Here is a 12,941-nt window from a genome sequence, read left to right as displayed (position 1 = left end):
GCCATGACCGATCCGATGCAGACCATCACCGAGGACGCGTCCGCACCCGTGGACGCGTCCGCCGTCGACGAGGCGCCCGAGTCCACGCTCTCTCAGCTCGAGGACGAGGGCGACGTCGCCGCCGACTACATCGAGGAGTTCCTCGACATCTGCGACCTCGACGGCGACATCGACATCGAGGTCCGCAACGGCCGCGCCTACCTCTCGGTCACCGCCTCCGGCGACACGAACCTCCGGGTGCTCTCCCGCCCCGACGCCGTCCAGGCGCTGCAGGAGCTCACCCGCCTGGCGGTCCAGACGAAGACCGGCGCGTTCTCCCGCCTCATCCTCGACATCGGCGGCTCCCGCGACGCCCGCGAGGCGGAGCTGGCCCAGCTGGTCGACCGCGCGATCGAGCGGATCGAGGACGGCGCCACGTCGGCCTCGCTCCCGCCCATGTCGTCGTACGAGCGCAAGCTGGTCCACGACATGGTGGGCGAGCGCGGCTTCGTGTCGGAGTCGCGCGGCGAGGCGCGCGAGCGCCACACCGTCATCACCCGCGGCTGAGCGGCGTGGAGTCGACCCTCGAGGCCGAGCCTGCAGCCGCTGCGGCGATCGCCGGCGATCGCCTGCCCGTTCTGCGGCGCTTCACGGAGGCTCTCGCCGACCAGGGCGAGGAGCGCGGCCTGATCGGGCCGTTGGAGCTCCCCCGGCTCTGGACGCGGCACGTGCTCAACAGCGCCCTGGTGGCCCCTCTCCTGCGTCCGGGACTGGTCGGTGATGTCGGCAGTGGCGCTGGCCTTCCCGGGCTCGTCCTGGCCATCGTGCGGCCGGACGTCCGCTTCGTGCTCATCGAGCCGATGGAGCGTCGCGTCGTCTGGCTTCAAGAGCAGGTCGACGGACTCGCACTCGAGAATGTCTCAGTTATTCGCGCCCGTGCCGAAGAGGTGCAGCTCCCGGAGCCTCTCGACCAGGTGACCGCTCGGGCGGTCAGCGCCCTCTCGAAGCTGATCCCGCTGACCGCGCCGCTGCTGCGGCCCGGAGGCGAGCTGGTCCTGCTGAAGGGCATCAACGCCGAGAAGGAGATCGAGGCGGCGGCCAAGCAGATCCGTCGTTTCCGGCTCTCCCCGCCCGAGGTCGTCGTGCTCGGCGACGGCGTGCTCTCCGAGGTGACGAGGGTCGTCCGGGCTACAGTGGGTTGATCGCCACGACGCCGCAGTGAGCCCCCGACTCCTCGTCCGTCGACTCCTCGGTGCTGATGTCCGTCCCACTCGCTGAGCGAAGGTTTCACGTGAAACAAACCGATTCCGCCGGTCTGACCGGAGGCTTCGATTCCTCGACTCCCCTGGCCCGGGAGATCGCGGACATGACCCGTCGGCGCGCACTGCTGAACGCCCAGCCGCTGCCCAAGCCCGAGTCGACGCGCGTCATCACGATCTCGAACCAGAAGGGCGGCGTCGGCAAGACGACGACGACCGTCAACCTCGCCGCCGGGCTCGCCCGCGGTGAGGCGAAGGTGCTCGTCATCGACCTCGATCCGCAGGGCAACGCGTCGACGGCCCTGGGCATCGAGCACCGCGCCGAGACGGCCAGCGTGTACGACGTGATCGTCAACGACACTCCCCTCGCGGACGTCGTGCAGAAGAGCCCGGAGTTCGCCTCGCTCTACGGTGTGCCGGCGACCATCCACCTGGCCGGCGCCGAGATCGAGCTGGTCTCGCTCGTCGCACGCGAGCAGCGTCTCCGCCGTGCGCTCGACCGCATGCTCGACACCATGGACGAGCCGTTCGACTACGTCTTCATCGACTGCCCGCCGTCGCTCGGTCTGCTGACCATCAACGCGTTCGTCGCCGCTCGCGAGGTGCTCATCCCGATCCAGTGCGAGTACTACGCGCTCGAGGGGCTCAGCCAGCTGCTCAAGAACATCGACTTGATCGAGCGGCACCTCAATCCGAACCTCGGTGTCTCGACGATCCTCCTGACGATGTACGACGGCCGCACGAACCTCTCCCAGCAGGTGGCAGCGGATGTCCGAGAGCACTTCCCGAAGGAGGTGCTGCGCGCGGTGATCCCGCGCAACGTGAGGATCTCGGAGGCGCCGAGCTACGGACAGAGCGTGATCAGCTACGACCCGCAGTCGTCCGGTTCGCTGGCGTATCTGGAGGCGGCCGCGGAGATCGCACGACGCGGAGCTCGGAAGACACCCGAGACGGCACACGAAGGAGAGGCACGCTGATGGCGACCAAGCGCACGGGACTCGGCCGGGGGATCGGCTCGCTCATCCCGACCAGCGACGAGTCGCGCTCCCGGCCTGTCGACGTCTTCTTCCCTGATCAGGTCGGCGATTCGGCCCGTGCCGAGGAGCTCCTCGAGGTCCCCGGAGCGCGCTTGGCGCGACTCCCCCTCGCCGACATCACGCCCAACACGGCGCAGCCGCGGTCGGTGTTCGACGAGCACGACCTCGCGGAACTCGTCCACAGCATCCGCGAGTTCGGAGTGCTGCAGCCGATCGTCGTCCGGCCCGTGACGGCTCGCGGCGGAGCGAAGTACGAGCTCGTGATGGGTGAGCGCCGGTTCCGCGCCTCGAAGGCCGCGGGACTGACCACCATCCCCGCGGTCGTCAAGGACACGGCCGACGAGAACATGCTCCGCGACGCGCTGCTGGAGAACCTGCACCGCGCCGACCTCAACCCGCTCGAGGAGGCGTCCGCCTACCAGCAGCTCCTCAGCGACTTCGGGATCACCCAGGAGGCCCTGGCGACGCGGCTCGGACGTTCGCGGCCGCAGATCTCGAACACACTCCGTCTTCTGCGTCTCCCGGCCGATGTGCAGGCCCGCGTCGCTGCCGGCGTCCTGACCGCAGGACACGCGCGTGCGGTTCTGTCCCTCGACGACGTCGAGATGATGCGCCGCCTGGCCGACAAGATCGTCAACGAGGACCTGTCCGTCCGCGCCGCCGAGGCCGCCGCCGCGCAGATGAAGGCGCCGCGGACGACCGTGCGTCCCGTGGTGGAGGAGCAGGGCGGGCACTCCGGACACCTCTCGTCGATCGCGGATCACCTCGGCGACCGGTTGAACACGCGCGTCAAGGTCACCCTGGGTGCTCGCAAGGGCCAGATGGTCATCGACTTCGCCACCATCCAGGACTTGAACCGCATCCTCGCCGAGATCGGGGAGCCGACCGAGGTGTCGCTCGCTCCGTAGTGGCCGGCCTAGCGGCCGCCACTGATTCGCCGTGCGGCTGGCGTGCGCGTGCTCGCGCTGTGTTCTTGGCCGCAATCGCCGATGTGGCGGTATCCGCTCCCCTCGTCGGCACCGCGATCGCAGATCAGCACGCTTGGGGCGATCTTCGAGATGCCTTGTGAGCTGAGAATTCTCGGTTGTCGTCCTCTCTCTGATTGATAGGCCCTTCTGACCGGTACAGTCCGATGAAGTGGTTCCAGGTTCTGCGGGGCCCTGCTGACTCCGGTCCTGGTCGAGAATACGGCTGGTATCGCCGAACGGTGACGATCGCCGGGTATCTGGGGCATTGATCTCTGGATGGAGTAGCTCACGATGCGCCTATATCGCGGTTGAGTAGGCGTGGAGCGCCGGATCTAGGGTTGGCTGAGTTCAGACCTCCTGACCTCCGGAGTTCATGTCGCTTTCAGTGACTCGCTGGCGGGCTCAGGACGGGTGCCTGGGCGGGTCGTAATCGGTGGCGCTCTCCGCTGCCCGGGGCGACGTCATGGTCGCCCATAGTCGCGTGCGCAATGTTTCACGTGAAACATTCCTACGTTGGCCGCTGAGATGAGGATCACCTCGGCTGTCCGTGCATCCCAAGTCTCCGGTGAGGAGCGCTTCCTCGGCCTCCAGAAATTGGCCGGCGGGGGGGCAACCTTAGACGAATTGCAGTATTGCTTCGTTTTCGCGGATCGATGCAGATGTGATGACTGGGTTCGCCGAGCTTTGACGGAGGACTCCGTCGGCGGTCGCCCCCGGAGAGCACTGAAAGAGACGATGGAAGGGCCGTTTCACGTGAAACGGTCCGCTCTAGGGCGGCCTAGCCATTGAAGAGCTACGAGCTTGTCAGGTAGGAGAGGAGGCCCTCGTCGGCTCGACTCGCTCCAACGAGCGCAACATTTCGGATCGAAGTTGCTCAACGGCTGCGGAAGCGTTTCACGTGAAACGCCCCTGCCGAGAACATTGGACGCCCATGCGGATCATCGTGGGACCGACTTCGACCGCAATGCTCGAAAGAGATTGCTCGCCTGACCAGCGGAATAGAGACACCACCCCCCCGAGGCGAAGTTGAGGTCGGAGAATCAAGCTAAAGGGGTCCCTTCGGGCCGTGGGTCTCGGTACGTCGCGTAGTGGCTACTCGACCCGCATGGCGACGGGTGCCTGGTGTCGATCAGCGTCGATCGACCATGTTGTGTCTCCCCAGAGATGGCGCGGGTGGCGATCGTGGTGAGCCTCGATTCGACGCACTACTGCTCTTCACCGGTATGTCTGCGGATATGGCCAGACAGTGGGCGTGGATACATCGCTCCAGGCAACGCCCGCCAGGTACCCACTGGGGGTGGCCGGGTCTCGATACGCGGCAATGCGTCTACTCGACCAGCATGACGACGAGGACCAGGTGGCGATGGATGCCCGTGGGCCTGGTGAAAAGGTGGCGGCGGGGGCGGGATGTACCACGCTGATCTGCGGATAATCGGCCGGCGCGGCGACAGATGTCCGACGTTGGTGGGAGTCGATACGCGGCCTCGGGTTCTTCCCCGAGTTGGCACTAATGGTCTGCTGATGATGACGTGGACCCGTTATTGAGCGGCTACTCGACCCGCATTGTAGGGAGAAGGCGGCGATAGAGGGTCCTGATCGGCCGCGACGCAACTACTCGTCTGGCATGGATTCGAGCTTTCGTTCAGAACTCAGCAGCCATGTGATCAGGAGCGTACGCGCAGCGGACCGTTTCACGTGAAACGGTATGGAGTCAGGAGGCGGCGAGCTTCGCGAGAGTGGAGTAGACGTCGCCGAGGTAGCGGCCGGATGCCTCGATGGCCTGGGGAACGAGTGAGGTCTCGGTCATTCCGGGAAGGACGTTCGCGTCGAAGAACCAGGGGAGTCCGGCGTCGTCGATGATGAAGTCGAGCCGCGACAGGTGGCGGAGTCCCAGCAGTTCGTGGATCGCAACGGCCACGCGGGACACCTCCTCCGTAATCTCCGGCGGGATCCGTGCCGGCGTGTAGAAGTGCGTCTCCCCCGCGTTGTAGCGCGCCTCGAAGGTGTACTGGCCCGCGACGGGTGCGATCTCGACAGGCGGCAGGGCGAAAGCTCCGTCACCGAGGTCGAGAACACCGACGGAGACCTCGGTCCCCTGGATCTGCTGCTCGATGAGCACGACGTCGCCGTAGGTGTACGCCTCCACCATCGCTCGCGGGAGCTGCGACGACTCCGTCACGATGCTGACACCCTGGGCCGAACCGCCCTGGGCGGGCTTCACCACGAGGGAGCCCGGCAGGTGCGCCTCGACCTGCTCCAGGATCCCGGCGGCTCCGAGCTCGCGGAAGGTCTCGCGGGGGAGGGTGACGGAGCGCGGGGTCGAGAAGCCGGCGCGAGCGACGAGCGTCTTCGCGGTCGGCTTGAACCAGGCCAGGCGCGCCGCGTCCGTCCGCGAGCCGACGTAGGCGAAGCCCGCCGCCTCGAGGAGCCCGAGGAGCGCACCGTCCTCACCGCTCGCCCCGTGCACCGCGGGCCAGACGACGTCGGGACGCTTCTGCAGGAGCGTCGAGAGGAGGCTGGCGTCCGGTTCGTGCAGGGAGACGCGGTGGCCCATCGCGGAGAGACGATCCGCCACGCGTCGGCCCGACCGCAGGGAGACGTCGCGCTCGTGGCTGATGCCACCGCTGATGACGACGATGTCGAGTGTACGGTCGAGCACAGAGAAATCGGTCATGACCAGGGCTTTCTTATCGAAGGAGCGGTGTCAGGAGACGTTCGGCGGCAGGACGGCGTCGCGCTTGCTCGCGTCGGCGCTGCTCAGCCGGCCCGTGCCCGCGAAGGTCGACAGCAGATCGAGCTCCCCGTTGATGACCGTGGCGAGGCGGCGGATGCCGTCACCGATGCGCTCCGGCGTCGGGTAGCAGAACGAGAGGCGGATGTTCTGACGTCCGTCTCCGTTGCCGTAGAACGCGGTACCCGGCGTGTACGCGACGAGCTCCTTCACTGCGCGCGGCAGCATCGCCTTGGAGTCGAGCTCCTCGGGCAGCGTGACCCAGACGTAGAAGCCGCCGTTCGGGTTCGTCCAGCTGAGGCCGGGCAGATGGGTCTGCAGGCCCTTCAGCATCGCCTCCTTCCGCTCGCGGTAGACGCCACGGAAGGTGTCGATCTGTCCGCGCCAGTCGGCTGTCTCGAGGTACTTCGAGATGACCAGCTGGCTGAAGGACGACGGACTGAGGACGGCCGCCTCGTTGGCGAGGATCAGCCGCTCGCGGATCGCATGCGGAGCGAGAGCCCAGCCCACTCGGAAGCCGGGAGCGAGCGTCTTCGAGAACGTGCCGAGATAGATCACTCCGTCCTCCTCCAGCGAGCGCATCGCCTTCGGCGGGACGTCCTCGAAGTAGAGGAGGCCGTACGGGTTGTCCTCGAGCACGAGGATTCCCTCGGACTTGCAGATCTCGAGGATCTCGACGCGGCGCTCCCAACTGAGGGTCACGCCCGCGGGGTTGTGGAAGGTGGGGATCGTGTACAGGAACTTGATCGTCTTGCCGGCGGCGCGCACGCGGGCGATGTGCTCGCGGAGGGCGGCGGGGATGAGCCCGTGCTCGTCCATCGGGACGTGCTCGACCTCGGCCTGGTACGACCGGAAGATGACCATCGCCGTGACGTAGCTGGGGCCCTCGGAGAGGACGACGTCCCCCGGGTCCAGGAACAGCTTCGAGACGAGCTCCAGGGCGTGCTGAGAGCCCGTGGTGACCACGATGTCGTCCGCACTGGCGGAGATGCCCTCGAGGGCCATGACGTCGAGGATCTGCTCGCGCAGGACGGGGACGCCCTGGCCCGACCCGTACTGCAGCGCGACGGGTCCCTGCTCCCGCATCACGGTGTCGATGGCGCCGGTCACCAGGTCCTGGGGGAGCGCGGACACGAACGGCATGCCGCCGGCGAGCGAGACCACTTCGGGGCGTGACGCGACGGCGAACAGGGCTCGGACCTCGCTGGCGGCCAGACCGGCCGTGCGCTCCGCATAGGAGTTGTACCAGGGGTCGAGGTTGGTGCCGCGGTTGGTCACGATGGTTCCGCTTCGCTCGGTGGACAGGGTCTCTCCGGCCGGAGCCGGGTGGATCCACAGTACCGGCCGGTCCTGTGCTGCGGCGGGGCGGTCGGTCGCCACCGCAGGGATCGTGGCCTGCGCCCCGGCGGGGCTGTTTCACGTGAAACAGCCTCGGGAACGAGGAGAGCCCCCGTCACGACGTGACAGGGGCTCTCGGAGACCGCAGAGGGCGGTCAGGAGTGCGAACTCAGAGGAACGCGGCCAGGTCGGCCTCGAGGGCCGGCTTCGGCTTGGCGCCGATGACGGTCTTCACGACCTCGCCCTTCTGGTAGACCTTCATCGCCGGGATCGACGTGATCTGGTACTTCGCGGCGGTCTGCGGGTTCTCGTCGACGTTCAGCTTGACGATCTCGATCTTGTCGCCGTGCTCGGCCGAGATCTGGTCGAGGATCGGTGCGACCATGCGGCAGGGGCCGCACCACTCGGCCCAGAAGTCGACCAGGACGGTCTTCTCGGAGTCGAGGACGTCGGACTGGAACGATGCGTCGGTGACGCTCTTCGCGGTGGACATGGTGTTCTCTCCTTCACGAGTCGGCGGGCTGCCGGCTCCGATGTGCGATGACCGGACGGTCAGCGGGTGATGAGCTCGGCCCGGGGTGAGCCTTCGGTGTGGGCGGTGCCATCGGCGAGCGAAGCGAGGTAGTGCTCCGCGTCGAGGGCGGCGACCGTTCCGGATGCCGCGGCGGTGACGGCCTGACGGTAGGTCGGGTCGATCACGTCGCCGGCGGCGAAGACGCCGGGAACGGAGGTCTGGGAGGAGCGGCCGACCACCGAGATGGTGCCCTCGGTGGTGAGGTCGAGCTTGCCGTGAACGACGTGCGTGCGCGGGTCGTTGCCGATCGCGATGAACAGGCCGTCGAGGTCGAGGTGGGACTCGGTGCCGTCGACCGTGTCGCGCAGCTTCACGCCGTCCACGTGGTTCTCGCCGGTGATGCCGGTGACCTCGGCGTTCCAGATGAACTCGATCCTCTCGTTGTCGAAGGCGCGCTTCTGCATGACCTTCGAGGCGCGGAGAGAGTCTTTGCGGTGGATCACGTAGACCTTCGCGGCGTGCTTGGTGAGGAAGGTCGCCTCCTCCATGGCGGAGTCGCCTCCGCCGACGACGGCGATGGTCTTCCCCTTGAAGAAGAAGCCGTCGCAGGTGGCACACCACGAGACACCGTGTCCCGACAGGCGGTCCTCATCGTGGAGGCCCAGCTTGCGGTAGGCGGATCCGGTCGCGACGACGACGGTCTTCGCCTCGATGCTCTCGCCGGAGCCGAGGTGGACGGTCTTGATCTCACCCTCGAGATCGAGGGAGGTGACGTCGTCGTAGAAGGTCTCGGCGCCGAACTTCTCGGCCTGCGCCTGCATCGAGGTCATCAGCTCGGGGCCGAGGACGCCGTCGGGGAAGCCGGGGAAGTTCTCGACGTCCGTCGTGTTCATCAGGTCGCCGCCGATCTCGACCGACGAGGCCACGACCACCGGGTGCAGCTCGGCGCGCGCCGCGTAGATGGCGGCGGTCCAGCCGGCGGGGCCGGATCCGATGATGACGATGTCGCGCACGGCAACTCCTCGGGGTCTGTACGAGCGGTGACGGGTGGGGCGGGAGCCGAGCACCCGGAGCCGGTCGCTCGAATCGTTCCGCGGCTCCGTGGGCTACAACACATCCTAGGCGGGCACTATTCCGCGGGCCCGGGAGTGCCGGTCGTGCCACGCGCCGCTCGATGCAGCAGCCCAGGAAATGCACTCTGACCGGGCTTTTACCGGAGCAGCATCAGCGGCCGAGTCGGCGGAGCACCGGAGCGAGGACGGCGCGCAGCTCCGGCACCCGGAGGAACCAGAGGACCGCGAAGTAGACGAGCGCCATCACGGTGCCGGTCGCGGCCATCGAGAGCAGCGGCTCCACGTAGTTCGAGACGGCGAAACCGCCCGCGCGCGTGCCGCCGAGGGCGACCAGGACGCCGTAGCCGGCGGCGGCGGAGGGCACCGCGGCGAGGACGAACTGCGCGAGCCTGACGAGGATCCGCCTGCCTCCGCGGCCGCCGAGCCGGCGGCGCAGGAGGAGGGCCGCCACGAGGGCCTGCACGCAGATGCCGAGCGAGGTCGCAGCGGCGATGCCGACAGCGGTGCGGTCAGCGGGGAGCCGGAGCACGATCAGGTACCCGGCGACCGCCACGACGACCTGCACCAGGGTGAACAGGAACGGCCGCGCTCCGTCGCTCAGGGCGTAGAACGCGCGCTGCATGATGGCGATCGAGGAGAACAGCGGCAGGGCGATCACGTAGGCCATGGCGATCGCTCCGATGGCCTGCGCGTCCGCGAACGAGTCGGTGAAGACGGAGCCGAACGGCACCGCGACCACGACGATCGCGGCGGCGGCGAAGACGAGCATCATCAGCACCAGGCGGAGCGAAGTGGAGACGTCCGAGCGGAACTCCTTCATCTCCCCCCGCGCGGTGTGGCCGCTCATCTTGGTGAAGTACGCCATGGCGATCGAGATCGCGATGACCGAGTGGGGCAGCATGAAGATCAGCCACGCCTTCTGCAGCGCCGCGGCCGAGGGCCCCTCGCCGGACGCGGTGGAGGAGACCTGGCTCTCGACGATGCCGGCGACGATGGTCAGCAGCACCGTGGCGAACGACCACAGCGACATCCGCCCGGCCGTGCCGAGGCCGACGCCCCGGAAGCGGAAGTCGGGGCGGTAGCTGAGGCCGACCCTCCGCCAGAAGAGCATCAGGAACAGCGACTGGACGACGATGCCCAGCGTCGCGCTCCCGCCGAGGAGGGTGACCATCGCCGGGGACCACGAGTCGACCGGACGGTTCCCCTCCGGATCGGCGCCGAACAGCACCATGAAGGCGACGAGCCCGGCGATCACCACGACGTTGTTCAGCACGGGCGCCCAGGTGAAGGGGCCGAACGAGCCGCGGGCGTTGAGCACCTCGCCGAGGATCGTGAACAGGCCGTAGAAGAAGACCTGCGGCAGGCACCAGAACGCGAAGGCGACGGCCAGCTGGTACTGCTCCGGTCCGTAGCCGGGCGCGTAGAGGCGCACGAGCAGGGGAGCGAGGACCGTGGCGGCGATCGTGGTCACCAGGAGCAGGCCGAGCGCCAGGGTCAGCAGGCGGTTGATGTAGCCGCGGCCGCCGTCGGCGTCGAGGCCCGCCCGCACGATCTGCGGGACGAGGACGGCGTTCAGAGCGCCGCCCGCGATGATCGAGTAGATCGTGTTGGGGAGCAGGTTCGCCGTCGTGAAGGCGTCCGCGCCCGGCGCGACCGCGGCTCCGATCGTGTTCGCCATGACGATCGACATGATGAAGCCGAGGATCCGCGAGACCATCGTGCCGGAGGCGAGGACGGCGCTCGCGCGTCCGAGGGAGAAGCTAGCCACGCGGGTCCGATCGCTGGTCGTCGAGATCGGGCTGGACCTCGAGCACGGCGTTCGGGTCCTCCTCGTCCTCAGGGGTGTCGCCTCGACGGCGACGGCGGATGTTGCGGAGGATGCCGGCTCCGAAGACGACGACGAGCGCGATCCCGATGACCAGGGTGCCGACGGTCTCCCAGTCGGCGCGGACGCTGGTCGTCATGCCCGTGGGGGTGCCGATGGGGACGCCCTGCGCCGAGGTCAGCTGCAGGCCGAGGCTCGTCTCGCCGTTGCCGACCCGGGCCTTCACGGGGATGAGGACGCGGCCCTGCGAGCGGGCGTCGATCTCGGTGGTCTCGATCGCCTCCTCGTCGATGTCGAGGACGGCGTTCGAGGTCGAGGCCTGGATGCGGACGGCGATCGGCCAGGGGAGCTCGTTGCGGACGTACACGGGGATGCTCGAGTCGCGGGAGACCTGCAGGATGCTGCCGGTCGCGTCGATCGACACCAGCGAGAGCGTCCGTTCGGCCTCGGTCATGGCCGCGCCGACGGCGTCGCCCCAGCCGCTGCCGTCTCCGCGCCAGGTGACCGAGAGCAGCGCCAGCACGTCGTTGCGGCTCTTGCCCGACAGCAGCTCCGGCTCCTGCAGCACGGAGGAGAACGCCTCGACCTCGGAGCCGGCGTCGAGCAGGTCGCGCACCCGGTCGAGCCGCGACTCCGACTCCGGCGAGTCGACGACGCTCGCGCCCTCGGTCGCGGGGACGGCGAGGGCGGTGGAGAGGGCGACTCCGCGGGCCCAGGGCAGCGACTCGATCGCGTCGAGGGTCTCGGAGAGGCGCGCGGCGCCGATCGCCGAGCCGCGGCCGAGGGTGAGCACGACGTCCGGCGCGGTCCCCTCCTCCTGCACCTCGGCGAGATCGGTGGCGATCTCGGACATGCGGGCGCGCCACTCGGTGTCGTCGGTGGCGGTGGTGGCCGCATCGAACGCCTCGGTGAGGCGCGAGTCGGCCACGACCAGGTCCGAGTCGCCGACGGTGGCGCGCGAGGTCGTGGTCACCTCCTCCGGCAGCAGGAGACCGGAGGAGGGGACGACCGTGCGGTTCACGCCGCTGGCCGCGTAGACGTCGAGGTCCGACCCGCGGAGGGTGCCCTCGTCGGGCCAGGCGACGCTGCCGAGGGAGGTGCTCCAGTCGGAGGCGAGCAGCGACTCGGTGCTCGGACGCGCCGGCAGGTCCTCGGCCGGCTGGTCGGAGTCGACGGCGACCGTGGGCGCCGGGCTGGCGGTGCCGGGGACCGCGGCGAAGCGGGTGTCGTCGATCGCGTACTCGAAGGAGGTGGGAGAGAGGAGCGCGGAGAGCCCGGCCTGCGCCTGGGCCGAGACGTCGGCGTCGGCGTACGGCAGGGCGAAGCGCTCGTTCGGCACGGACTGCAGCCGGTCGAGCCAGCCGAGGGCGGACTCCGGAGCGGCGCTGCCGAGAATGCGGATCGAAGCGAGGATGCGCGGGTCGACCCCGATCGTGACGCCCTTCCCCGCGACCGCGTCGAGCTGCCGGGTGAGGGTCCCCGTGCCGTCGGTGTAGTCGGCGAGGGCCTCGGCCGAGAGCAGGCCGTCGGCCGTGTCCGGGACGGTGAGCGGGACGAGGACGCTGACGCCGGTCTCGCGCTCCGGGGCCACCGCGTCGTCGGTCAGCTCGACGGCGGTGCGAGCGGTCGAGACGACACCACCCGGACCGGTGACCGTGACGAGGACGGCGTGGGTGCCGAGCGCGGTCCGGTCGTTGGAGAAGGGGATCTGGTCGACCGGCACGGTGAGGCCGGCCTCGGCGGTGCTGGAGGGCAGCAGGCGCAGCTGGGCGGTCGCACGGACCGGGTCGGTGTCGTTGTCGGCCTCGGCGTCGAGCCAGTCGTGCAGCTCCGCGCGGGTGTCGAGGGTGGCGTAAGAGAGGGCGACCGTCACGTCGGCGCTGTCGATCGCCTCGGTGGTGCCGTTGCGCACGGCGATCGAGAGCTCGAGGTCCTGGCCGGGCCGCAGGACGCCGTCACTGCCGGCCCCGGCGGTCGTGGTGACGGTGCCGGGAGCGGGCGTCGAGGTCGCCGTCGCGGCGGTGACCGGGGCCGCGAGGGCGGGGGAGGCCACGCCGGTCAGGCCGAGCGCGAGGGCGGCAGCACCTGCCGAGCGGAGCAGGAGGAGGGCCGCCCGCGAGCGGCGGGAGCGGAGGGAGGGGTCGCGCCGATGCATCGGACTCACTCGGCCTCCATGCGGGTGATTCTACGGGCAGCCCTCCTCGGGGCAGGCGGTGC

Annotated in this window: 10 protein-coding genes; 4 read left to right on the top strand and 6 right to left on the bottom strand. The window is 68.9% G+C overall.

Annotation, left to right across the window (positions count from 1 at the left end; translation table 11 throughout):
• Window positions 1-3: 3 nt before the first annotated feature.
• The 4 genes from C5B93_RS05060 to C5B93_RS05045 all read left to right on the top strand — a co-directional run bounded on the left by C5B93_RS05060 (window position 4) and on the right by C5B93_RS05045 (window position 3,183).
• A complete protein-coding gene (locus C5B93_RS05060) occupies window positions 4-546 on the top strand; it encodes a R3H domain-containing nucleic acid-binding protein (RefSeq protein WP_258068138.1) in 543 nt (180 codons plus the stop codon).
• Window positions 547-551: 5 nt separating this feature from the next.
• Window positions 552-1,181, top strand: coding sequence for a 16S rRNA (guanine(527)-N(7))-methyltransferase RsmG (gene rsmG / locus C5B93_RS05055; protein WP_104291946.1), 630 nt, complete (start codon window positions 552-554; stop codon window positions 1,179-1,181).
• A 164-nt stretch (window positions 1,182-1,345) separates the two neighbouring features.
• On the top strand, window positions 1,346-2,215 hold the full coding sequence (locus C5B93_RS05050) for a ParA family protein (protein WP_104247021.1): 870 nt from the start codon (window positions 1,346-1,348) through the stop codon (window positions 2,213-2,215).
• Entirely contained in the window at window positions 2,215-3,183 is a 969-nt protein-coding gene (locus tag C5B93_RS05045; RefSeq protein WP_104291945.1) for a ParB/RepB/Spo0J family partition protein, read from the top strand. The genes C5B93_RS05050 and C5B93_RS05045 overlap by 1 nt, the downstream gene beginning before the upstream one ends.
• A gap of 1,771 nt (window positions 3,184-4,954) precedes the next feature.
• Here C5B93_RS05045 and C5B93_RS05040 read toward each other — a convergent pair.
• The 6 genes from C5B93_RS05040 to C5B93_RS05015 all read right to left on the bottom strand — a co-directional run bounded on the left by C5B93_RS05040 (window position 4,955) and on the right by C5B93_RS05015 (window position 12,879).
• On the bottom strand, window positions 4,955-5,917 hold the full coding sequence (locus tag C5B93_RS05040) for an ATP-grasp domain-containing protein (RefSeq protein WP_104257798.1): 963 nt from the start codon (window positions 5,915-5,917) through the stop codon (window positions 4,955-4,957).
• A 30-nt stretch (window positions 5,918-5,947) separates the two neighbouring features.
• Window positions 5,948-7,279, bottom strand: coding sequence for a PLP-dependent aminotransferase family protein (locus C5B93_RS05035; protein ID WP_374952920.1), 1,332 nt, complete (start codon window positions 7,277-7,279; stop codon window positions 5,948-5,950).
• A gap of 202 nt (window positions 7,280-7,481) precedes the next feature.
• Entirely contained in the window at window positions 7,482-7,805 is a 324-nt protein-coding gene (gene trxA / locus C5B93_RS05030; protein ID WP_104222687.1) for a thioredoxin, read from the bottom strand.
• A 59-nt stretch (window positions 7,806-7,864) separates the two neighbouring features.
• Window positions 7,865-8,839: a thioredoxin-disulfide reductase gene (gene trxB, locus C5B93_RS05025; RefSeq protein ID WP_104291944.1), complete on the bottom strand. Its 975-nt coding sequence runs from the start codon at window positions 8,837-8,839 to the stop codon at window positions 7,865-7,867.
• Window positions 8,840-9,050: 211 nt separating this feature from the next.
• Complete coding sequence (gene murJ, locus C5B93_RS05020; protein ID WP_258068136.1) at window positions 9,051-10,667, bottom strand: murein biosynthesis integral membrane protein MurJ; 1,617 nt, start codon at window positions 10,665-10,667, stop codon at window positions 9,051-9,053.
• Entirely contained in the window at window positions 10,660-12,879 is a 2,220-nt protein-coding gene (locus C5B93_RS05015) for a DUF6049 family protein (protein ID WP_104291943.1), read from the bottom strand. The genes murJ and C5B93_RS05015 overlap by 8 nt, the downstream gene beginning before the upstream one ends.
• Window positions 12,880-12,941 lie beyond the last annotated feature (62 nt).

The sequence above is a fragment of the Rathayibacter sp. AY1A2 genome (assembly GCF_002930935.1).
Taxonomy (GTDB): Bacteria; Actinomycetota; Actinomycetes; order Actinomycetales; family Microbacteriaceae; genus Rathayibacter.
This window is presented reverse-complemented; position numbering and strand designations above follow the sequence as displayed.